The 22930-nt window shown below is 51.4% G+C and carries 22 protein-coding genes; 6 read left to right on the forward strand and 16 right to left on the reverse strand.

Annotation, left to right across the window (positions count from 1 at the left end):
* Positions 1 to 29 precede the first annotated feature (29 nt).
* The 4 genes from G006_RS0114945 (at position 30) to G006_RS0114960 (ending at position 5432) form a co-directional block, all read left to right on the forward strand.
* Positions 30 to 1589: a SulP family inorganic anion transporter gene (locus tag G006_RS0114945; protein WP_020484015.1), complete on the forward strand. Its 1560-nt coding sequence runs from the start codon at positions 30 to 32 to the stop codon at positions 1587 to 1589.
* 247 nt (positions 1590 to 1836) lie between these two features.
* Positions 1837 to 4200: a penicillin acylase family protein gene (locus G006_RS0114950; protein ID WP_026147076.1), complete on the forward strand. Its 2364-nt coding sequence runs from the start codon at positions 1837 to 1839 to the stop codon at positions 4198 to 4200.
* A gap of 325 nt (positions 4201 to 4525) precedes the next feature.
* Positions 4526 to 5029, forward strand: coding sequence for a DUF4410 domain-containing protein (locus G006_RS27150; protein ID WP_081607941.1), 504 nt, complete (start codon positions 4526 to 4528; stop codon positions 5027 to 5029).
* A gap of 1 nt (position 5030) precedes the next feature.
* Complete coding sequence (locus tag G006_RS0114960) at positions 5031 to 5432, forward strand: hypothetical protein (RefSeq protein WP_020484018.1); 402 nt, start codon at positions 5031 to 5033, stop codon at positions 5430 to 5432.
* A 464-nt stretch (positions 5433 to 5896) separates the two neighbouring features.
* Here the strand turns inward: G006_RS0114960 and G006_RS0114965 are convergent, their stop codons facing one another.
* From G006_RS0114965 to G006_RS0114980, 4 genes are read right to left on the reverse strand one after another with little or no spacing between them, the layout of a single operon-like run.
* Entirely contained in the window at positions 5897 to 6961 is a 1065-nt protein-coding gene (locus G006_RS0114965; RefSeq protein ID WP_020484020.1) for a phosphotransferase enzyme family protein, read from the reverse strand.
* Positions 6958 to 7545 (reverse strand): RdgB/HAM1 family non-canonical purine NTP pyrophosphatase, encoded by a 588-nt coding sequence (gene rdgB / locus G006_RS0114970; RefSeq protein WP_020484021.1) that lies wholly within the window; start codon positions 7543 to 7545, stop codon positions 6958 to 6960. The genes G006_RS0114965 and rdgB overlap by 4 nt, the downstream gene beginning before the upstream one ends.
* A gap of 5 nt (positions 7546 to 7550) precedes the next feature.
* Positions 7551 to 8300, reverse strand: a complete 750-nt coding sequence (gene rph, locus G006_RS0114975) for a ribonuclease PH (RefSeq protein WP_020484022.1) — start codon at positions 8298 to 8300, stop codon at positions 7551 to 7553.
* A gap of 57 nt (positions 8301 to 8357) precedes the next feature.
* Complete coding sequence (locus G006_RS0114980) at positions 8358 to 9263, reverse strand: serine/threonine protein kinase (RefSeq protein WP_020484023.1); 906 nt, start codon at positions 9261 to 9263, stop codon at positions 8358 to 8360.
* Between the two features lie 55 nt (positions 9264 to 9318).
* Here G006_RS0114980 and G006_RS0114985 point away from each other — a divergent pair, with 55 nt between their 5' ends.
* Entirely contained in the window at positions 9319 to 10170 is an 852-nt protein-coding gene (locus G006_RS0114985) for a YicC/YloC family endoribonuclease (RefSeq protein ID WP_020484024.1), read from the forward strand.
* Between the two features lie 179 nt (positions 10171 to 10349).
* Positions 10350 to 10529 carry an Arm DNA-binding domain-containing protein gene (locus G006_RS0114990; RefSeq protein ID WP_020484025.1) on the forward strand — a complete coding sequence of 60 codons (180 nt, stop codon included), beginning with the start codon at positions 10350 to 10352 and terminating at the stop codon, positions 10527 to 10529.
* A gap of 71 nt (positions 10530 to 10600) precedes the next feature.
* Here G006_RS0114990 and G006_RS0114995 read toward each other — a convergent pair whose 3' ends face one another.
* The 12 genes from G006_RS0114995 to G006_RS0115050 form a co-directional block, all read right to left on the reverse strand.
* Complete coding sequence (locus G006_RS0114995; RefSeq protein WP_020484026.1) at positions 10601 to 10972, reverse strand: hypothetical protein; 372 nt, start codon at positions 10970 to 10972, stop codon at positions 10601 to 10603.
* 165 nt (positions 10973 to 11137) lie between these two features.
* The gene (locus G006_RS0115000) at positions 11138 to 13828 is read right to left on the reverse strand and encodes a DEAD/DEAH box helicase (protein WP_020484027.1); all 2691 of its coding nucleotides are present in this window, start codon (positions 13826 to 13828) and stop codon (positions 11138 to 11140) included.
* Between the two features lie 168 nt (positions 13829 to 13996).
* On the reverse strand, positions 13997 to 14491 hold the full coding sequence (locus G006_RS0115005) for a DUF3368 domain-containing protein (protein WP_020484028.1): 495 nt from the start codon (positions 14489 to 14491) through the stop codon (positions 13997 to 13999).
* Positions 14484 to 14732, reverse strand: a complete 249-nt coding sequence (locus G006_RS0115010) for a UPF0175 family protein (RefSeq protein WP_020484029.1) — start codon at positions 14730 to 14732, stop codon at positions 14484 to 14486. Before G006_RS0115010 ends, G006_RS0115005 begins: the two co-directional genes overlap by 8 nt.
* Positions 14733 to 14901: 169 nt before the next feature.
* Positions 14902 to 16431, reverse strand: coding sequence for a site-specific DNA-methyltransferase (locus tag G006_RS0115015; protein ID WP_200860437.1), 1530 nt, complete (start codon positions 16429 to 16431; stop codon positions 14902 to 14904).
* Positions 16432 to 16659: 228 nt separating this feature from the next.
* On the reverse strand, positions 16660 to 17070 hold the full coding sequence (locus G006_RS0115020) for a hypothetical protein (protein WP_020484031.1): 411 nt from the start codon (positions 17068 to 17070) through the stop codon (positions 16660 to 16662).
* A 297-nt stretch (positions 17071 to 17367) separates the two neighbouring features.
* On the reverse strand, positions 17368 to 17676 hold the full coding sequence (locus G006_RS0115025; RefSeq protein WP_020484032.1) for a hypothetical protein: 309 nt from the start codon (positions 17674 to 17676) through the stop codon (positions 17368 to 17370).
* Positions 17663 to 18118: a type II toxin-antitoxin system HicB family antitoxin gene (locus tag G006_RS0115030; RefSeq protein ID WP_020484033.1), complete on the reverse strand. Its 456-nt coding sequence runs from the start codon at positions 18116 to 18118 to the stop codon at positions 17663 to 17665. The genes G006_RS0115025 and G006_RS0115030 overlap by 14 nt, the downstream gene beginning before the upstream one ends.
* Complete coding sequence (locus G006_RS0115035) at positions 18115 to 18378, reverse strand: type II toxin-antitoxin system HicA family toxin (protein ID WP_020484034.1); 264 nt, start codon at positions 18376 to 18378, stop codon at positions 18115 to 18117. The genes G006_RS0115030 and G006_RS0115035 overlap by 4 nt, the downstream gene beginning before the upstream one ends.
* Positions 18379 to 18600: 222 nt before the next feature.
* Positions 18601 to 19347: a tetratricopeptide repeat protein gene (locus G006_RS0115040; protein WP_160167676.1), complete on the reverse strand. Its 747-nt coding sequence runs from the start codon at positions 19345 to 19347 to the stop codon at positions 18601 to 18603.
* Between the two features lie 253 nt (positions 19348 to 19600).
* On the reverse strand, positions 19601 to 20098 hold the full coding sequence (locus tag G006_RS0115045) for an REP-associated tyrosine transposase (protein WP_020484036.1): 498 nt from the start codon (positions 20096 to 20098) through the stop codon (positions 19601 to 19603).
* Between the two features lie 414 nt (positions 20099 to 20512).
* On the reverse strand, positions 20513 to 22828 hold the full coding sequence (locus tag G006_RS0115050) for an RHS repeat domain-containing protein (RefSeq protein WP_020484037.1): 2316 nt from the start codon (positions 22826 to 22828) through the stop codon (positions 20513 to 20515).
* Positions 22829 to 22930 lie beyond the last annotated feature (102 nt).

Genomic DNA, 22930 nt, shown 5'->3' on the forward strand with positions numbered 1-22930 from the left:
CCGGATTTTCGCAACGACTGGGTAAACCAATGAAATCTCAATTGAATTCTTATATGAAACATCTGCACCAGGACTTACCGGCCGGTATCGTAGTCTTTCTGGTGGCTTTACCGTTATGCCTGGGGGTTGCATTAGCGTCCGGTGCGCCTTTGTTTTCCGGGATTATTGCCGGCTTGGTGGGCGGTATTCTGGTTTCCTGGGCCAGCGGCTCGCAATTGAGCGTTTCCGGACCGGCAGCCGGATTGACGGTTATCGTCTTCGAAGCCATCGAAACCCTGGGTGGCTTTGGCGGTTTTTTGCTGAGCGTGGTGCTGGCCGGCGGCTTGCAAATAGTGCTGGGCTTTTTGAAAGCCGGGGTGATTGGTGCATTTTTTCCGGCTTCGGTAATTAAAGGCATGCTGGCGGCGATTGGCTTGATTTTGATCATCAAGCAAACGCCGCATGCCACCGGTTACGATACCAGCTTCGAAGGCGATGAAAGTTATATGCAGGAGAGCGCGGGATCGAGCTTTTTTGAATTGTCGGAGGCCTTGGAAGCGATAACCCCCGGCGTGACTATCGTCAGTGCCGTGGCGCTATTGATTTTGATCGTTTGGGATTCCGGATTTATCAAGCAGTTCAAACTTTTAAAGCTGATTCCCGGTCCGTTGCTGGCCGTTATTTGGGGTGTCAGTTTCAACGCGCTGGCTTTGCGTTTTGCGCCCGATATGATGATTGGCGAAAAACACCTGGTATCGCTTCCCGAGTTGGGCAGTACCGCCAACTTTATCAACCAATTGCGCCTGCCGGATTTCAGTTATTTCAGCAATCCGAAAATTTACAGCGTAGCGGTGACCATTGCGATTATCGCCAGCCTGGAAACCTTGCTGAGCATAGAGGCGGTCGATAAATTGGACCCGCACAAACGCGTTGCGCCTACCAATCGGGAGCTTAAAGCCCAGGGCCTGGGCAACATGGTCAGCGGCTTGATGGGCGGCCTACCGATTACCGCCGTGATCGTGCGTAGTTCGGCCAATATCAATGCCGGCGGCCAGACCAAAATAGCGTCATTCTTACACGGCGTTTTGCTATTGGTCAGCGTGCTGTTTTTTGCGAAATATTTGAACATGATTCCGCTGGCCTGTTTGGCGGCAATTCTGCTGCAAACCGGCTACAAACTAGCGAAGCCGGCACTGTTCGTGGAGTTTTATCGCAAGGGCTGGAATCAGTTCGCGCCGTTTGCGATTACCGTTGTGGCGATTTTATTCACTGACCTGTTGCTGGGTATTGCCATCGGTATGGCTGCCGGATTCTACTTCGTCTTGAAAGCCAACTTCCATGCGGCGATTACCTTGACCCAGCACGGCGACCATTATTTATTGCGCCTGCATAAGGATGTCTCCTTCTTGAATAAGGCCTTGCTACGCAAGCATCTATCCGCCATACCCAATGATTGTGAATTGCTGATTGACGGCTCCAAAGCGTTGTTCATCGATCAAGACATCATTGAAACCATCGCGGATTTTCTACTGGCCGCGCGGGATCGCGGTATTAATTTAGAAATCCAGGGCTTTAGCGTCTCATGTGACATTTCTTCGTCCGCTCACTAATGCAAAACCGGCTACTTTAAGCCGCTACCAATGCAAAGTTGCTAATCGGTTTCGGAAAAAGCCGCGCCGAAACCGATTTTTTGACGCATGTATTTCGGGTGTTTTTGATAGCGGAGTCTAGTTGATAAACTCCGCCTTGCTAAAAATCTGGTCAGTCGGCTTTTAATCGCTTAGCCCTATAATAGCCGGGGCGGTTGGCGACTTTCGCCTCGCCAATTTTTCCGATCTCCCCGAGGCTATATCAACCATGTCCAGAATGCGCGTCGCCTTCTTGTCGATTACCGGTGTTATTTTCAGCGGAATTGCTTTGATAATAGGGCTGTTGCTGGCATCTCTGCCCGCCGAAAATGGCGAGGTGGTTTTGCCCGGCCTTTCCAGTCAAGCCAGCGTTAAAAGCGATACGTTCGGCGTGCCGGAAATCGAAGCAACGCAGCGGGAAGACGCCTATCGTGTGCTGGGCTACTTGCATGCCCGCGACCGTTTGTTTCAGATGGAATTGATGCGCCGCAAAAGCACCGGACGCCTAGCCGAGCTGTTTGGCGCCAAGGCACTGGATGCGGACCGCAAACAACGCGTCTATCAAATGGACCGCGCCGCGCAACGCATCGTTACCGATTTGCCGCCGGCCCAACGTCTGGCATTGCAGGCTTATGTCGATGGGGTGAATCAATTCATCGACCATGCCCGTGTCCTGCCGCCGGAGTTTCTGGCGCTGCGCCACCGCCCCGAGACGTGGCGCCCCGAAGACAGCATTCTCGTGGTGTTGGCGATGTTTCAAACCCTGAACGGCCAGGAACAGGACGAGCGCATGGTCAGCGTCATGGCTCGCGCACTGCCTCAGGAGCTGGTGACGTTTTTGACGCCGGATACCGATCCCTACGCCAAGGAATTGGTCGGCGGCAGCCAACCGCGCCGCTTCCAGCCAGCGATTCCGCTTGAGGCGCTGGCCAGCCTGCCCGGCAGCGATTCAACGTTGGCACTTAATCAAGCAGTGGATGCCGAAAACGTGGTGTCCGGATCCAACAACTGGGTGGTCGCCGGCAGCAAAACCAGCGATGGCCGGGCGATGATTGCCAACGACATGCACTTGGCGCTGAATGTGCCCAACATCTGGTACCGCGCCGATCTGAACTACGACAATCGCCATATCTACGGCATCACCTTGCCCGGCGTACCCGCCGTAATCGTCGGCGGCAACGATGATGTGGCCTGGGGCTTTACCAATGTCACCGGCGACTTCCTGGATTTGATCCGCCTGGACGTCGATCCGGCCCATCCCGGCCAATATCGCACGCCGCATGGCTGGCAAGCATTTACCGAACACCAGGAAACCATTCGGGTTAAAGGCGAGCCCGACGTGACGCTGACCTTGCGCGACAGCGAATGGGGGCCGGTATCGGATCAAGATTTACTGGGTCAGCCAGTGGCGATCAAATGGACTGCGCTTGAGCCGCACTTTGTGGACCTGGGCCTGATGGATATGGACCAAGCCCGTAATACCCAACAAGCCGTGGCGATAATGAATCGGTTCGGCGGGCCGCCGCAGAATGTGGTGATTGCTGATCGTGACGACCATATCGCTTGGACTTACATGGGGCGCTTCCCCAAGCGCCGCGGATTCGACGGTCTGATCAGCCAGTCTTGGGCCGACGGCAACCTTGATTGGGCTGGCTCTATCCCTCCCGATGAATTGCCACGGCTGCTAGACCCGGCGGACGGTTTTATTGTCACCGCCAACAATCGTACCCTGGGCCGGGATTATCCTTATGTGATCGGCCATAACTGGTCCTTGAGCTATCGGGCGCACCGCATCGAGGAATTGCTGAAAAGTCGCAATGGCCTGACCGAACAAGATTTGCTGGCAATCCAACTGGATACCCGCAGTGAAGTTCTGGCGTTTTATCGGCAATTGGCACTGGACGCTTTAGACCATCTGAGCGACGCGGACGACGGTTTGCAAAAAGCCCGCAACGCCATCGCGGCCTGGGACGGCTATATGCAAACCGATAGCCTAGGCGCGCCAATCTTGAGTGAATTCCGAACCCGCCTCGCCGGCGCAGTGTTTGAAAAAGTGGTCGCTGCTAGCCAAACGCTGGACCCGCAATTTCGTTACGCCTGGCGGGAAATGGAAACGCCGCTCCGGCAATTGCTGACACAACGGCCCAAGGGTGTGCTGAATCGGCGTTATCAAGACGATTGGCAGGCCATGATCGTGGCAACCTTGCGGCAAACCGTGCAAGCGCTGCGTGAGAAATATCCCGCTGTCGAACCCGATCAACTGACCTGGGGTATGACCCACCCGGTTAATTTACGCCACCCGTTCAGCAAAGTAGCGGCTGTGTTGAGCGGCGTACTGGACATGCCCGCCTTCGACAGCGACGGCTGCGCCAGCGTATGCGTCAAGGTCATGGACAACGCCCATGGCGCCAGCGAACGGCTGGTCTTGTCGCCCTCCCACCCGGAAGCCGCCATATTCCACATGCCGGGCGGCCAGTCCGGCCACCCTTTATCAGCACATTACCGCGACCAGCAGAATTTTTGGCGGGATGGAGTGGCCTTGCCGTTGCGGTCGGCGAAGGCTGAGGAGGTGTTGCAGTTTGTGCCGCAATGACGGTAGTGGGGCTGATTGAATATCGGTGGTTTGGCAACTAGAAAACGACAAACCAGAGCTGCCAGCTAAAATTAATCTGAAACACCAAGAAAAGTCCAACAAGCTGACGTTTGATGGGTCCGCACGACTTACCCTAAAACGCATAAAAGCTTACGTACCGACAAGTTTCGAGCCGGATTCCTCCAATTACGCTGACGGCGTTACGCGTGCTGAGGACAGACGGTATTGGGGCTAACACTCGAACGCCAAGCAGATGTAGTCTTAGCTTTTTGGGTTATCCTAGTAGTGTTTTTAACTGTTAAATTGACTTAATAAAGGTACAGCAATGAATCACGGAAAAATGAAAAGATATCTGTCGGGTTTCAGCCTCTCGGTATTGGTTTTAATGTTGTATGGGTGCGCTTCGGCCAATTTGAGTGTAGTGCAGGCAATGGCTGCTAAACCGGCTTCAGCATCACTGATTCTGATTGATAACACCGGAAGCAAGGTTTCTAATGAGGACATTGGCAATTTGAAATCTGCTTTTTCCGATTCATTGCAAAAAGCCGGCGTCAAGATTGTATCGACCGAGAATAAAGACGTAGCGGCCGTCGTTGGTCAAATTCAACAATACGATAAAGGCAGTAAAGCGCTTCGGTACTTTGTCGGCTTCGGCGCTGGCACAGGTAAAATGAAAACGGCGTGGAAAGTGTCTGATCAGACCGGTGGCGAAATCGGCAGCTGTAATATCGATGGCAGTATTTCGATGGGGGTGTTTGGCGGCGATTTTTATAACGTCCATGAAAAAGCCGCCGAGGCATTCTCGCAATTTTTCACCGGGACCAAGTAATGTGGGCCTTATCAAGTTGCGGCGGTTTTATATCTCTTTACGCTCAGCATTCTTGCTGTTAGCCTTGAATGGCTGCGGCACACTATTTGGCGGCCTGACCCAAGACATTAAATTGACAAGCGATCCTCCCAACGCGCAAGTGATTGACACCGATACTGGCGTGAAATACAACACACCTGTCATTGTTTCTTTGGAAAAAAGCATTTCGCATTCCCTTGAATTTTCTAAAGAAGGTTATAAAACCGAGGTTGTACCTTTAAGAAGAGAGGTCCGGTTTGTTTGGTGGTTTCTTGATGCGTTTTCGCTCGGAGTGGGGAATTTGATCGATGCTGCAAGCGGCGGGTTATTCGATATCAAACCCGAGCAAGTACATGTCGCACTTGACCCAAAGTCTGGAAGCTAGCGTGACTCGCCGGAAAATGAAAACAACATTTCAAGGTGGCTTTGCATGCTATTTTTCTAACCGGTTGCGCCGAGGTCGTTAACCTCTCTGACCGGCGCCCCTCAGTGGACGTTGGGCCTCCTCAAGGCAGGTTACTTATACATGCATAAGGCTTTTCGCCAAACGTCCAGATACACTGAGTCACTCGATAAGGAGAAATACCATGAAACAACACGAAAGTTTTAATAGCCACCAGAATCCGCTAGTACTACCTTTCCATTTGGCGCTCCGCCACCTTCACAAGAATGAGCGATGGATTTTGGTTTTGTTCTCAATTCTTTTTCTGGTGGATTGGTGGCTGGGATGGCCGATTTAGCTTAGTAAGGTACTGATTGAACGCATTGGATGCCATACGTGTTTTATGCGCCTGTCCCTTACATCTAAGCCATTAGCCCGGTGATTTCATGTAACCAAGAACATTCAAGTTACCCGCCTTTGCATCGAGCAATTAAACGCTCCAATAAGTCCTTCTGCCGCTCGATACTGGCGCACAAAACAAATAGCGCCTGCGCCCGTTCCAGGTTTTGCCGGGGCGCGCTAACTTTGAAGTATTGGTTGCCGTCCAGATAATCGCTGAAAAAGCGCAGGCCCAGTTCAAACGGAATCAGCCAGATGGCCGGGTAGAGATAGTCGTAGTCGTTGGCGGTGAAAAACTCGCCGGCTTCTTGCAGGTAGCTTTCCAGTATGGTCTGGCAGCGGGCCAGGTCGAATTCGTTGTTGCTGGGGTTGTGGCAGCAGGAGCGCAGGCAGTCGCCGATGTCGTAATGCACCAGGCCGGGTTTGACGGTGTCCAGATCGATCAGGCTGACGATGCGGTCGCTGCCGGGTTCGAATAGAAAATTGTTCAGTTTCGGGTCGCCGTGTATCACCCGTTCGCACAGTTCTCCGCACTGTTTGGCTTGCTCCAGGACGGGGATTCGTTGCTGCATCCGGTCGATAAAATCCCGGCATTCGTTAAATGCCGTATCGCAGGTGACTTGCAACGGCTGCGCCAGCCGTTGCCGATAAGTTTCAAAGTAGCTTGGCGTGATATGGAAGCCCGGCAGGGTGTCGTGCAGCTCAGCGGCGGGCAGGGTGGCGCATAGCTTGTGAAAGTGTGCCAGGGCAAAGCCGACTTGGCTGGCTTCCGCCGGATTGCTGATGTACTCGCGGCTCTCGGCGGGCTCGATCAATTCCAACGCTCGCCAGACTTGGCCGCTATCGTCCCGATAACTCGCCGATCCAGCCACAGTGGGCAGCATGGCCGGAATTTGCAGACGCACATCGGCGGCACGCTGCGAGCCGATGTGCCGATTCAGCCGTTGCAGATTGGCGATGACCTGTTCCGGTTGCGGAAATACCCGACCGTTCAGGCCTTGCAATACAAAGCGATTGCCGTTGCTTGGGGTGACGAGATAGGTGTCGTTGATCAGGCCGTTACCGAGCGGGCTGATCTGCGGTGCGCTGCCGAGGCCGGTAAATTGTTCGGCTATCTGCTGTAGCCGAATCACAGCCCGGCAAGTTGTTGACTAAGCGCCCGCAAAGCTTGGCCGCGATGGCTGAGAGCGTTTTTTAATTCCGGGGCCAGTTGCGCCGACGAGCATTGGTACTGCTCAACCCAGAACACCGGATCGTAACCAAAGCCGTTTTCACCCACAGCTTGCCGCAAAATCCGGCCTTCCCAAACGCCTTGGGCGATGATGGGCGTCGGGTCCAACGCATGACGTAGATAAACCATCACGCAGATGAAACGCGCGCTGCGTTCTGTGTCCGGCACGTCGCGCATTTCTTCCAGTAACTTGTCCAGATTCGCTTGGTCCGAAGCGCCGACACCGGCATAACGCGCCGAAATCACGCCAGGCGCGCCGCCCAACGCATCCACCGCCAAACCCGAGTCATCGGCAATGGCCGGCAAGTTGCAATGCGCCGCAGCGTTGCGGGCCTTGATGATGGCGTTTTCGATAAAGGTCGCGCCGGTTTCTTCCGGCTCGACCACATTAAACTGCGATTGCGGCAGGATTTGGTCGTTTTGCAGGATGGCCTGAATTTCCCGAATCTTGCCGGCATTACCGCTGGCCAAAACTATCGAACTCATTTCTTTTACAGCACGACTCGCAGCGGGGCTGGCTTTTTCGCTTCCCGCAATGCCGCTTGCTGTTTTTCCAGCAGCTGATTGATGCCGAACTCGGCCAATTCCAGCATCGCGTTAAGCTCGTCTTTTCTAAACGCATGACCTTCGGCGGTACCTTGCACTTCGATGAAGTGGCCGGCTTCGTTCATCACCACGTTCATGTCGGTTTCGGCTTGATGATCTTCAGCATAGTCCAGATCCAGCACCGGTACGCCGTTATAAATCCCCACCGATACCGAAGCCACTTGCCCATGCAGCGGGTTTTTCTTGATTTTGTGAGTTTTTAACAGATGTTCAATAGCAATCGACAAAGCGACGAAGCCGCCAGTGATGGACGCGGTGCGGGTGCCGCCGTCGGCTTGAATCACGTCGCAATCGATGGTGATGGTGTTTTCACCCAGGGCTTTTAAGTCAATGGCCGCGCGCAAGGAGCGGCCGATCAAACGTTGAATTTCCAGGGTGCGGCCGCCTTGTTTGCCGCGGCCGGCTTCGCGGTCCATCCGGCTGTGGGTGGAGCGCGGCAACATGCCGTATTCCGCGGTTACCCAGCCCTCACCTTTGCCTTTCAAGAAGCGAGGAACGCTGTTGTCGACGCTGGCGGTGCATAGAACCCGAGTATCGCCGAACTCCACTAACACCGAGCCTTCGGCATGTTTGGTGTAATTGCAGGTGAAGCGTATTTCGCGCAGTTGATCGGGGTTGCGTCCGCTTGGTCTCATATTCATCTCGCTGGTATATAAATTGCCGGCATTATACTGGCTTTACCGGGCGGATTTTTAACTATTGCCGGGACTGAGAGCCTGCTGTAACTCTGCCACGCTTTGCGGTCTATTCTCTGGAAAAACCGCCATGGCCCAATCGATGGCTTTCAGTAAATACTCGGGAAAATGCCGTTTATGCGCCTTCACGGCCGGTGCTAAATCGTCCTGTTTGATGCGATCCGGCGAGGGCTGCGGGATTTTATAATCCAAACAGGCGCGCATACTGGCGCCCACCGCATAAATGTCCGACCAAGGGCCGAGATTGCCGTTGTTGTCGTATTGTTCGATCGGCGAATAACCGTTGGTTAGCACCTTGGCGCGGTTGCGTTGTGGGTCCAGGGTGATTTTGCGGATGGCACCGAAATCCAGCAGCAAGGGATCGTTTTCGCTGCGGATCAAAATATTGGCGGGCTTGATGTCCAGATGCACCAGACCTTTTTGATGCACCGCTTCGACGCCGGTCAGCAACAGCTTGAATACGGTCAGCAAGAAGTCTTCGTTAATCGGCAGGCTGCGTTTGTGGAGGATTTTGTCCAGGGTGATGCCGTAGTCGTAAGTCATCACCATATACACGGTGTCGTTGGCCTGGAAGAAATTAATCACATCGACGATATTGTGGTGCTTGAGCATCGCCAGCACTTTGGCTTCTTCAAAGAATAACGAGCGGCCGCGCATGAACAGTGTCTTGGCCTCCTCATTATTGGGTACGACTAGATTGTTCCAGGTGCGGTGCGCCAACTTGCGGGGTAGATATTCCTTAATCGCCACCTGAATCTGATCGGCCAACTGCCTGGCCAGATACACCGAGCTAAAGCCACCATGCGCCAATTCCCGCTCGATCATGTACTGATCTATAATGGTTCCCGATTGAAGGTAATTCCATTCCTTGGGATAAGTTTCTGGATCGTAGTATTCGGCCATGTGCAAAGCTGGGCGGGTTAAGCGTAACGATTATAGGTGAAAAATGATAAGAAGCATGACCGCTTTCGCGGACGGCGAAATAAGCGCCGACAATCTGACCATCCTTTGCGAATTACGTTCGGTCAACCATCGTTACAGCGATCTTAGCGTCAAGTTGCCCGAGCGACTACGCTTTGTGGAAGCCGACGCCCGCCGCCTGATTGCCGACAAACTGAAGCGCGGCAAAATCGAATGCGCCTTGAGTTACAAAAAGCAAGCCAGCGATAACAGCTTCAATATCAATCGGGAAATAATCGAAAAGTTGCTGACGGCTACCGCGGGTATCGAAGCGATGATGAGCAATCCGCAGCCGTTTTCCGCATTAGAGGTGCTGGCGTTTCCGGGGGTGCAGCAAGAAACCGAAACCGACAAGGAAGCGCTACGCGAAAAAATTGTCCAGTTACTGGACTTAACGCTGGATAAAATGCTGGAAACCCGCGCCCGCGAAGGGGCGCAACTGGCGCAATTATTAGAAGATCGTTGTCAAAAGATTAATTTGTTGGTCGAAGCGGCCCACAAACGTATGCCGGATGTGTTGCACAACCTGCGTAGCAAGCTTACCAGCCGGGTGTTGGAGATGGTGGCCGAACCTAATTTTGATCGCTTGGAGCAGGAGTTGGTGTTGCTGGCGCAAAAACTTGATGTGGCCGAAGAACTGGATCGCTTGGAAACCCATGTCGCCGAAGTGCTGCGCACCTTGAAACAACCGGAACCCACCGGCCGCCGTCTGGATTTTTTAATGCAGGAAATGAACCGGGAAGCTAACACCTTGGGCTCCAAGTCCGCTGACCGGGAAATGACGCAGATTTCCATCGATTTGAAGGTGCTGATCGAGCAAATGCGAGAGCAAATTCAGAATATTGAATAATGTTTCAGGCTGTCCCGGACAGTCCCACCAACTAAACGAAGCCCAGTAAGTCTGGGCTTTTTTATGCCTAGACATTCCCAAGTAATCCCAAAAGAGCGCAAGTTTTAGGTGTACCACTGGGTGTACCAATGGCATAATTGTTCAAAATTTGGTGGTACACCACATAGGGAGCGCGAATCATGGCAAAGCTGACTGATATACAGATAAAGGCATGGATTAAAAACGGCGAACGCTTTGAAGGTAAAAGCGATGGTGACGGGCTTTATCTGAGCTATCGTGAAAATTTTGCCGCACCTATCTGGAGGCTTCGCTACAAAATTAAAGGCGTCTCAAGATGGGTGACAATGGGCAGCCTTTGATTACGACACCACAAAGCGGCCGGACCACCAGCTGACGCAAAGCCGAGAAACTGCACACGTTTTTCTTAAGCTCACGGTGCACAACTCACCACCAATTCGTCACTGTATTGACCCACTTCCAAATCTTTCACCACATAAACCGCCGTATAACGGCGCAACTCTGGCTTACCGGCAACCAAAAGCGGGCGGTTATCGACATAGCGAGTTGGGGTATCACGGGCTAGAAACACAAATTCGCTTTCATTCTCCCGCTGAGAATAGATATTGATGCCGTCGCTTTTGAATTTTTGAAAACTCAACACCACATTACCACCGGTCTGATCCGCAGCCTTCAGCACCGGCTTGGCATCGGTTAAATCCGTATTGATTTCCGCGCCGACGATACCCAACAGACTAACCAGTGCCTCCGTATAACCGGGGTGGGCCTTGATCCGTCGCGCCAATGCTCTTACCTTATTTTCGAACCGCGATAAGCCTGCTTTTCAGCGGTCGCATGATGCGCGGCTGCGGCGGCAATATTGGCGGCGGATACTTTGCAATGCAGTTCTTGGTTCTCGGTGTTGCAAACTGCAAGATTCAGCAGTTGCGCTACCTAACTAGTGTTCCGCTCACATTACAGTCAGCAAATCCTGAATCTGCTGCCTAACATCCCGGCCTTGACTATCCTGCTCGACCGCCATGATAAACAAGCAGCGTCCTTGGCTAGATTTCGCCCACAATTCACCCACCGCACGCTTTTCGGCTGAATCGTCGTTGCTAGCGTAGGCTTCACCCTTATATTCGACGACCAGCATCCGGCCGTCTTGCAGTTCGCAGACAAAATCCGGATAAAAGCGGTTATGAGCTAGTGGTAGCCAAAACGAAGCATGATCCCGGCGCACCAAGTTCCTTATCCAGTATTTCACTTCTAACAAACTTTCTATCGCTTGCGCGCATTCAAACTCTTCGCCTTGGGCTTTCAAATCCTCGATGATAGGGAAAAAGTGCTTCTGAAATTTGTGCCGACCGGCGTAATACGGCGGACGCGCCGGGTAATGTTCCGGCGTGAAGCGGTAGACGAATTCATCCGTCAATACCACTTGCGCCGCATGGCCGAACAAGGTTTGCTGGTAACCGGCTTTTTGCGCGCGTTTGCGATATAAGCCGATCAAATCCCTGACCGCCCGCAGTAAGGGATATTTATTGCGAACCAGCGCCGTCAAATTAATGTTCGGTTGCTGCAATAGATCGTTAATCAGCAAGGCGCTGAATTTGATCAAATCCCGCTGCAATACGTCCGGTTGCCGGCATTCCCGATCCAGCCAGCCGATCAAGTCTTGTTCGGTGACATCCAACAAATCTTCATTGAGGTTAATCACCTCATTTTGCTGGGCAATGTGGTAACTGATTTCCTTGCCATCCAAATCAATGGAAAAACTGTTGCTGGTTTCCTGTATCCTAAAATTATTCAATTTGGCCGGGTAATCCAGCAAGTTCAACTGACCGTTTTCCAGAATGGTTTCCGGTTCTATCAGTTCCAATTCGTCTTGAATGTAAGCGCACAGCAAGGGCAAACGACCAAAACTTTCGCCACGCTCCGAAGGCGCCTTTTGCGCCTGGATACTTTGATTGTGAATGCGTAAATCGCGGGCGATGGTTTCTTGCGCCGGCTTTTTACCCACCGCTTTCAACAAGGCTTGCTGCAACGGTTCGGACACTTCACCGCTGATGCGCACGACATAAGCGCCGTTATCCTCACTGATAGCCAATTGGCGTTTGTCGGCGTCGTCCAAATGCTCCAGATCCGGCATGGTAGGCAATTCAATCACCAAAGAAGCCAGCACTGGTTTGGAACCCTCTCCGGCGTTAGGTCCAAACAAATCGATTTGCCCATCACCAACCGGCGCTTGCTGCCGTAAAAACGCCGCAACTTCCATTTCCTCAAAACCCATCGCAATCAACTTGTCGGTCAACTCCTTGGCGGCATTGGCAAAACCCTTGGTGGCCAGATGCGCGTAAGCCCGGTTTAAATCTTCAATCAACCGCCGGCGGGCAAACGGCATGCGCAGCACCCGGCCTAGCAATTGTTCGGCATCCTTACTGGAACTGACTTGCTTGACCGAGCAAAACACATAAGCAAATGAGCAATCCCAGCCCTCCTTCAAGGCCTCGATGGTGATGATGTATTCAATCGGGCAAGCGGGGTCGAACAAATTCAGACCATCCAGTTCGCGCTGGTTGCCGGTGGCAATTGCGATGCTGTCGGCATCGATATGCAAATCATCGGTCAGATAGGCTTTCAACACCTCAACCGTCACGTCGCCGTTTTTGGCTTCGGCTTGCAACAAGGCAATCGGACGAATATACGCCTCGTCTTTTTGAGCATCCTGAGCCAGTTTGTTCCGTGTGATGACGGTATCGCGTACCGCATCCTGCCAGTTTTGATGTTCGGTCAAAATGATCGGCAGCTTGATCATCTCTTCGGCTTTCAATTCCGCCGCCGAAACGTGGTAAAGAATGTTGCTGCCATTGGTGGATGTGGTGTTCGGCGTAGCGGTAAATTCGATAATCGCCGCCGGATGCACCCGCTGCAAGGTGTCGAAGGTCAATGAGGTTCTGGCGTTATGCGCCTCGTCCACAATCAACAACGGCCGGTGCAGGGCCAGCAGGTTGGCAAACGAGTATTTGATTTTACCAAGCTCGTTAGCACTTAAACCCACTTCCTGAATATCGGCTGCACTGACCTTTTCCAGCCGCTCCAGGTAAGGATGGTTGGGCGGCAACTTGGCGAAATGCGGCTCGAAGTTTTCGTGATACGCATAGACCTTGCGCCCCGAAGTATCGTTGACGCGCAGATTGGCCAAGGTCGACACCACCACAATCGCTTTCTGTCCGATGTCTTGCGGCCTGATTTGCGTGACCTCATCAATGTCCAACACCAGCACTTGATGATTAAAGGCAAAATCCAACTTTTCCCGGTACGGATGACCGGGCTTTTTCAAGGCTTCAACGGTTTGTTGCCTAATGGTGTTGCTGGGAACCAGCCACAAAGTGATTGGAAAATCCGCATCCAGATAGCTTTTGGCGGCTGTGACAATGGCATGCGAAGCCAACAGGGTTTTACCGCCGCCGGTGGGAATGCGAAAACACACATAAGGCACGTCGGCAAAGCCGTAATCCCGATAGGCCAACGGTGGTAAGCCTTGCGCTTGCAACGCTTCGGCATAAGCCTCCGTGACATTTTGCCGGTCGCGGGCCTTGGACAGAAAGTCGTCCAAAGTGTCGATCGCGCGTTGTTGGTAGCCTTTTAAGGTTAACATCCTGAATTCCTATCATTGCTATTCCCCTCTTTGAAAAAGAGGGGCTAGGGGAGATTTTTCAAATAAATCCCCCTCGATCCCCTTTATGCCCTTCGGGTACTTTTTCAAAGGGGGAAGCTCAACTCAAACCATCTGCTGAATAGTTTCGAAAAACTAAGCCATCCGCTTTCATTCGCCCGCTTCGCGTACAGCAAACTCGACCACCGTATCGCTCAACCAAATGCCTCGTTGCCGCATCCTCCGCACGGCGTCGGTTATCTTGACGGGATAACCCAAGCGTTTGGCTTTCAACAAAATACCGATAGAGCCGGTCAATGTCAGGCCGGATAGCCTAGCAAAACGGCGACCGACATTCTCGTCGATAGCCACTAATGGGATGCCTTCCTGCAAGGCCAATTGAATCACCGCAGCTTCGCCCGCATCCAATGAATTGCGCAGTAAGACAGGAATTGTCACTGGCTGACTTTGTTTATACAACCAATCGGCCTGTTGAAACTCGCTCACCGCAAAACCATCGGAACCGCCAACATGGATTTCCTGGCACACTTCCCACGGCACCCAGACCCGGCTATACAGCATGGGCAGCATATCCAATGAGCCAGTCGCCGCGATTAACGACAAGATGGGCGTGGTGTTGATAACAATTTCTTTGCTTTCAGGCATTACGCAAATCCGCCAATAACTCATCAGCGCCCAAATCAATGGCAACCACGCCATAACGGTGTAACTCCAACAAGAAATCGACCCGTTCCATGCCCACCAATGCTGCCGCCATGCCGCTAGAGATACGCTTCATTTCGTACAGCTTTACCGCCATAGCCATTTTCGCCTCATGTTCGAACTGCGACGGCGATTGTTGCAAGGCATCGGGTAATTGTTCAGGATAATTAACGATCAGTTGCATCGTGCTTCTCCACTTTTAGTTTTTCGGTCAGCAATCGTTCCTACATTCTGGCAAGAAACGATAACAATAGTTATCTCTTTATCTAATTTCATGGTGGCGATAGAAGACAGGGCGCTTACACGCCAGACCCAATCAAAACCACTGGCTCGTTCGTGTAAAAGAACGAGCTTCACAACGCCTTCACGTCGTAAGGAATTTGTTTGAAGGTGATGTGGTGCTCGGCCAGGCGGGACGGGCCCAAGCGGCAGCTTTCGCCGTAAATTACGACCGGGCCGATGTGTTCGGCTATGCCGGGCAATTCAGCCAATACGCGCGAGGTCAGCACGTTGCCGCCTTGCGGGCGACGGTCGCCGAGGATGCCGTTGTACAGCAGATAATAGGCGGTGCCGTCGTAAACGCCCAGCAACGGCGAGTCATACAAGCTCATCAATTGACTCGTTCCCACGCGCTGCGTGGTAACGCCGGGCTTGTCCGCGTCGCGGACCATGTACTGCGGCGCGGTTGAACCGCATTCCCTCGCGGCGCGTGGGAACGAGGATAGCGGGGTTTGGGTTTCCGCGTACCAAATGTGCGCGGCCAGCGCGGCGAATTTGATGTCGTGGTTGAGCTTGCCGTAAGCGTCGAACACCGGTTCGCCCAGTTTGAAGAAGCGAAAGCCGCCGCCGCCCTGCCAGTTGACGGCCTTGGAAATACCACCTTGCTCGCCATCGACGACTTTGCACAAGCGGGCTTGGCAATGGCTTTGCGCGTGGTCGCCCATTTCGATGCCGATGTAACGGCGATTCATTTTGTGGGCCACAGCAGCGGTTGTGCCGGAGCCGAGGAAGCTGTCGAGGATTAGGTCGTCGGGGTTGGATGCGATTTCGAAAACTCGCTTCAATAGTCTTTCGGGCTTGGGAGTACCAAAACTAACATCGGCTCCAAAAAGAGAATTACATTCTTTTTTGGATTCATCTGTATGACCAACTTCATCATGCGGCCACCATGTCCAAGGCACTAAGCCTTCAACTTCTGACAAAAAACGGATAACGCTCGGCTGTGCATTACCATCTTTTCCCCAGTAAATACGGCCCTTTTCTTTCAATTTGATAAACTCAGACTCTATCATTGACCAACAGCGGCCTTCTGGTGGAACGTGCTTTTTTCCATTCGGCGCTGTAATCGTGTACATCTGATTTGGTCGAAACCCTTGTGCCGTCATAGGTAAACCACGCCATCTTTTGCTTGGATCAGTCTCTTTTGGGTTTTCTGGATTCCTATAAATTTTTGCTTGTGATTCGTCCAACGGAATTCGATTTCGATATTGCTTGAATTTATCTTGATCTTTCACATAGATAAAAAGGTATTCGTGGACATCGCCAATCGACTCTCGGTTTTCTCTTGAATATCTTTTTTGCCAAACATTGGAAGCAACAAAATTCCCCCGCCCAAACACCTCATCCATCATCACCTTCAAATAATGGGCTTCGTTGTCGTCGATGGATACCCAGATGCTGCCTTCTTCGCTGAGCAATTCCCGCAGCAGTTCCAAACGCGGGTACATCATGCTCAACCAAATCGAGTGTTCCAGATTGTCGTCGTAATGGCTGAAGGCAGAGCGGGTGTTGTACGGGGGGTCGATGTAGATGCATTTCACCTGACCGGCATAGAACGGAATCAATGCTTTCAAGGCTTCCAGGTTGTCGCCTTGGATCAGCATATTGCGGTTATCCGGATCGCCATACGACAATCCCGGCACTTCTTCCAGCAAGCGGTAAGCACATTGGCTACTGGTTTTGACGGCTTGGTTTTTGTTGAGCCAGTGCAAAATGGGCACTATTCCTCCGTGAAAATCTAAATAGCCGATAACCAAATCGGCATTTGCCGCCAACCGCCCGGAAAGCCCATGGCATGCGGATTGATCTTGTGATTATCGGGAACTGATGCTTTATTCCAGGATTTCAGCAAAGTACACATTCAAATCATCGCTTTTGCCGTTGCTAATACGCTTGAGAACTTTAGCAAGTGGGAAAATCCAAGTTTCACCATCCACCAAGCCGATAGCTTGGTGTTCATGGTTAATCTGCCATTCACCCCCCTTGTGCCGACGATACACCTCGCCTATGTAGCTCCCAAGCATTTTACACACATCTTGGACATCCTTATCCGATGGCTCTTTGCGAAACAGCTTCGCAATGAACCCTTTGGGGCGAGTATGAAACAATCGGTTTGCCAGCGTTTCCACTTGTTCAATACTCTCAATTGTAAAATCAAGTGACAGGCCAAAATTGCTGTGCGCGAAGTTAACGGCATTAGCCGCATATGCAGCCATAATTTCATTCGGACTCGGTTCAATCATCGTTGATTCCTGAAAGGGAAAGTGGTGTCGGATCTCATAATTAATGAAATGTTGGCTTCTAAGACTTTCAATGAGTTACATAAATTGTGAGATTCGGGTTTCTATAAAAAATCTCATAATTGGAGATAAAAACCCAACTAATTCTCACAATTTCTGAAATCTGGAAAAACTGAATTATCGCTTCCGGTGAAAGCCGGTAGTTGGAAAACCCTGAGAAAATTTTAAAGGTAACGGAACAATATCGGTAAAGAGCGGCAGTATGGACAAGTCATCCGCTATGCAACGAAGCTGAAACAATTAATCTTCGTCCTTTTTCTTCCTGGACTTTTTTGACTTCCCAGGATTAACGATAGCCGCATCGACGGTCGTCGCTGATTCGACGCTCGTGGGCATCAGACCGATTTTAGAGATTCCTACAAAGGCACTCGGTAACGTGGCTTCAGGTGTAGGGCCAAACATACCCGTACCAATCTGAAATTCCATCAGTAAGTCATATTTTCCTTCGTGGATTCCGTAATGCTTGACCAATAACTCCGTTAATTCGCGGAGCGACAGTACGGGAGCTACCGCCTTTGGTAATCGAACGATTTCGTTAATGTCTTGCATGTGAGGTATCAGCAGTATTAGTGGACATGCTAAACCACTGAGGTTGAGCCGATGGGATCGAGCTTTGTTGGCTAGCTATCGATATATTGAAATGGTTATTCACCTCTTGGCTAACATACAGATAAGACTCTAACGCACGTTTAACAACTTCATTCAAAGATACATTGTCATTGTGAGACCTCAAAATTGCCTCTTTATGCAATTCTGGCGTAACTCGAACATTAAATTGGCCTTTCAAGGGCTTTTTAGCTTCGATCCCAAGATCGGCACAGGTTTGAATATAGTCATCCACAGCTAATTCAAACTCCTGTTTCAACTGTTTTGGAGTCTCGGCCTCGTAAGTAATCAAATCATCGATAAACAGCAACTTTCCGTGACAAATTTCATCTTCGGCATCGATTTCGCATGTTCCCTCATAATCTTTGTACTTAAGTGTTTTCATTTTTTATCTATCAGCCCTTTGCATGTGAGGTGGTCTATGACTTGTGCGATGTAGACTTTTTTAACAATATTGCCTGGATGCGGTTTGTGAAGATTGATCACGGCTTCTAATTCTTTATTAAAAAACTTTCGTCTTGATCCATCGTTTTTTAGTTCTTTATAGCCAAATCCATCCAGAACCTTTTTTAACTCGTCCCAGGTAATGTCGGCAGGAGTAGGTTGTGCCAACAATCTTTCTAGCGCTTTCTGCTGCTTCGACATAACTTTAGCCTAGAAAGTTCTTTTTGTAACTGAAAAACGGTTACACATTGTCATTTATATTGTTCTTCCCGTCAATTTCACGTTCAAATTTAAAAACCATCATTGGCTGATGATACCAAGAACAACTGTCGGATCTCGCAATTCAAGAAGCGAATAAACAGGGTTATCCAACAAGGCATTCCGCTTTGCAAAAGCCCAGCAAAAAGCAAAAGCAACCCTGCGCTATTTCATCCGCTGACTAAATCTTTCGCATTCATCCTGATGCTTGGGCTTCCAGGCCTCTATCAACTTCTGGGCGTCATCCCGTTGACGGTCGGTCAATTGCGCAACAATGTCTTGTTGATTCTTGGTTAATTCGGCGTCAGTTGGTTCGTATTTAACGGCCAGCGTGTTCCATTTGTATGCTTGCAATAGGTCGCGGCGCACATTTTGCCCGTCAAGATATAGGGCCGCAGCCTTGGCATAGCTTTTAATGATGCCGTGCTCAGCCGTATTGATAGTCCACTGAGATATTTCCAGCTCGTCTTGCGGGGCGTACAGGCCTTCGTCATAAAGCTTCAATAGTTCTGCTTGCGCATCGCTACTCCCTCTTGCCGCTGCTTGCCGATACCAATAGACCGCTTCGTCAAAATTTTGGGTCGCTATAGCGCTGGCTTCATGTTGCAAGGCGCTAGCTAGCATGCCCATCACGCAAATTCCATCTTCTCCCGCCGTGGCTTTTATCATCCAGCTCTTACCCAACTCAATATCTTTCGGGATGGGCGGATGATCGTTAACACGCGGTAGTCCGTGAATATAAGATATACCCAACATCACCTGCGCCAGATCATCGCCGTGACTTGCCGCCAGTTCCAGTTCGCTAATGAACAGCGCGTTATCTTCCTTTATCTCTGTTAGATAAGCCGGTTTTTGCGGCTTAGCGGGTTCGGCGCCGATTGCAGCTATGGCAAACAGGGTACAAACGGACATCAAAGTGATCGTAAGGCGGCGTTTCATCGGCAAGGGTTTTTGGGGCAGTCAATGAGTATTGCCGGATATAATATTTATAACGTGGATAGCTGTTCAACTCTATGTATCCATATTGAGGGAATCGGTTTACCAAGTTTCGGAACCTGTCAGAACACAGATTCTGTTGGTATTGAAAGGTTTGAAAAACTCATATCGCCCGGCAACCGACCAGATCAATGCGCTCAAATCCATTGCCATTGTTCTTTATTGCAAATCATAAAAAATGCACAGCCAATGCAGATGCGGGGTTTGCCGACGACCAACGCCAATGCTCCGGTTTATCGACATAGCCTTTACGCACCGGGTTTTCCTGCAGGTAATTGAGTTTTTGCAGATAGAAAACCGGATTTTCGATTTTCTTGGGTGCATTGGTATCGCGCCAGAATCGGTATTTGCCGTCATCACCAACAAATAAAGCCAACACCTTTGGCTCGTGGTTTTCGATGTTTGCCTTGAGTTGCTTGGAGGTATGGCGTTTGAAGTCTCTCAAAAATCCGGCGACATCTGGCGAGCTAACAATCAGGTGAATGTGATTAAGCATGAACACATAACCATTGAGCTTTAAGGCTTTGTGCTCCTGACAATAACGCAGCGAATCAGCCAATATTTGCCAGCGGTTAAAGCGATCGAATAGGTAATACCAGCGTTCGACCGTTAATGTAACGAAATAAGTGCCTTCATTTAGCTGGGCCGAGACGCGTCGAGATGGCATGCCGGTTCCTATGGGCTTGAGTCCGATTAGGTTAGATCAAATTCTTCGCCGGGCGGATTATTTAATCCGCTCGTAACGTTTTGCCTTGCCTTTGCATTGGATTGAAACGTTTGAGACGGGGTGCATACCCCGTCCCGCTCACTTCTTCGCCGGGCGGATTATTTAATCCGCTCGTAACGTTTTGCCTTACCTTTGCGTTGGATTGAAACGTTTGAGACGGGGTGCATACCCCGTCCCGCTCACGATACCTCGCCGTAATCCAAACCCGGATTACGTAACTCGCACATAACTCGTCGTACTCCCAATCCCGGATTACGCTGCGCTTCATCCAGGCTACTTGCTACTTGCCACTTGCAGGCTACTTGCTTGCTACCACTTGGGCCTGAAAATCAATAGTGGTTTAAAGGGCGCTTACTAATATGCACCGTGAGAAGCAAACGTTGAGTCGATAAAATTAAGTATCCAACCCCAAACACCTCGATACCTTAATGGGTTGGGTAATACTTGATGTTTTCTAATCATGCATTGCCCAATTACATTCCTAACAGCCCCTTGGCACACCAAACCATAATGGCTAATAGCGTAATACCCAATATGTCCTTGTGTTTTTGAGTTCACACATTGTTCATCTACATCTGGGATTACTGTGCAGTTACCTTTTCGTGGACCATGATTCATCCAGCCGACAGAGCTCCCTATTCCTAACCAAGTTGGCTCTCCATCATCTGAACCCATTCCTACCGACCCTTTTTGAGTCCTGACAAACCAATGAGCACCATCTTGACACATTTCAACTGCAAGCCCCCTTGGATCAGTTTCTGTAATCGGACTTGAAGATATATAGCTATATACGAGAGTATCCCCACCCCCAAACCCAATAGGATCCTTACTAACCCACCGCCCAATCACCGCATCATAATCCCGCGCCCCAAACCTCACCAACCCGGTATCCCTATCATACAATCCCCCCGCAAACCCAAACGGCTGGAACCCTGGATTGGTGTCCTTAATCACCCGGCCAAACTCGTCAAACTCCATTTCCTGGGCTACGGTATTGCTGGCAATATCCACCACCACCCTTGGACTACCCAGATGATCCTTGATCAGCCTATAGGTAACGCCGCCCTTGATCATGTAATCCGGCACGTTGACGCCGGTGGCATAGACAAAGCGGCTGACGACGTTGCCGCTGCCATCCAGCTCGGCAATCGGCTGTAACTGGCCTTGCCAAAGGAAGGCTTGGGTCAAGTTGCCGTTGACTTTCTTGCCGATGCGGCGATTCTGGCCGTCGGTGAGGTAGTCGATTTGGCCGCCGCTCGGCAACATCACTTTTTTCAGGTTGCCCAACACGTCGTAATCGTATTGGGTGACCGCCGCGCCGGCGGTTTTGGTTTTCAGCTCGCCGTTGTCGGTATAGCTGTAACTGGCACCGTTGTAAGTCAGCAAGCGGTCTTGCGCATCGTAGGTGCCGGTTTGAGTGACCGCGCCGCTGGTGCGACTCAAGCGGTTGCCGTTGTCATCGTAGCTGTAGCTGGCCTGGACGGTGTTGTTTTTCTTCACTTCCACTAAGCGGCCAGCCGTATCGTAGCCGTAGTCGTAGGTGTTGAGTACGCCGTTTTTGGTTTCCTGCTTCTGCGTGATGCGGCCCAGTTTGTCGCGGCTATAGGCCAGTTTCAAATGCGAGAAGGTGGCGTATTTGGCTTCGTAAGCGGACAATTCGCCGAAACCGCTGTAGCTGTAGGCTTCGGTCAGGCTGCCAAGAGCGGTGCCGGTCAGTAAACCGTTTTGGGCATTGCGGCTCAAGGTCAGGTTGCCGGCCTTGGTTAGCAGATCGTCGTTGTCGTAGACATAGGCAATCGGATTGGCGCCGTTGAGGCTGACCGAGGTGACGCGAAAACTGTTGTCGAAGGCGTAGCCGACGCTACCGTTCACGCTGCCTCGCCAGCCAATTTGGGTCAACAACGCACCGTTATAGCCATAGCTCAATGAAGCATCCGGCGCATCGATAGTAGTCAGTTTGCCGGTGACATTGTCGTAAGCGTAACTGGCCAGAGTTTGATTGGCCGGTTGCAAGGCCAACGATGACACTCGGCCGGCGCTGTCGCGGTTGAGTTCCAGACTCAAACCGTCCGGACGGGTCACCGAAGTGAGCGCTTTGTCTTTATCGTAGCTGTAGACGGTGTTTCCGCCGCCACTGACCAAGGGCGGTTGATAATCCGCCGTTTGATCGACCGCCGTGTAGTTAAACACATGGGCCGGCTGGCCTGGCGGTGTCAGCGAGGTGAGATTGCCGTTGGCATCATAGCCATACAGAACCTGCCGGCCATCGGGCAAGGTCTGGGTGGTGACGCGACCGGCCTGATCGTAGGCAAATTGCACTTGCCGACCAATCGGATCGAGTACGCTGGCCAGATAGCCTTGCGGGTTGTAGCTATAGCTGAGCGTGCGTTGATCGACACCGCTACCCTGACTGACACTGGCCAAGCGGCCCTGGGCATCGTAACTGGCGTTGCTGGCCAGGATGCCGGTGACTTGCGACTGGATGACCCGGCCCAGGGCGTCGGTCAGCGCGGTGGCTTTGCGGTTGGCCGGGCTGGTGGCTGTCACCGTTTTAGTGGCAACGTCGTAAACACTGGTCGAAGTTCTACCGTTCAGGGTGGCGGTTTCGGTGAGTTTGGTGAGGCTTAAAGGATCGCCGGTGGTCGCCAGAACTGCCGTCCGGCTGGCCAAACGTTTATATTTCTTGGCTTTCCTAATTCCTAGAAAAATTGGTAACCGTTGAAAATGCTGGTTGCATCCCCAGTATCCGACAGAACGCCGTATTGACTACAG

Source organism: Methylomonas sp. MK1, assembly GCF_000365425.1.
Taxonomy (GTDB): Bacteria; Pseudomonadota; Gammaproteobacteria; order Methylococcales; family Methylomonadaceae; genus Methylomonas.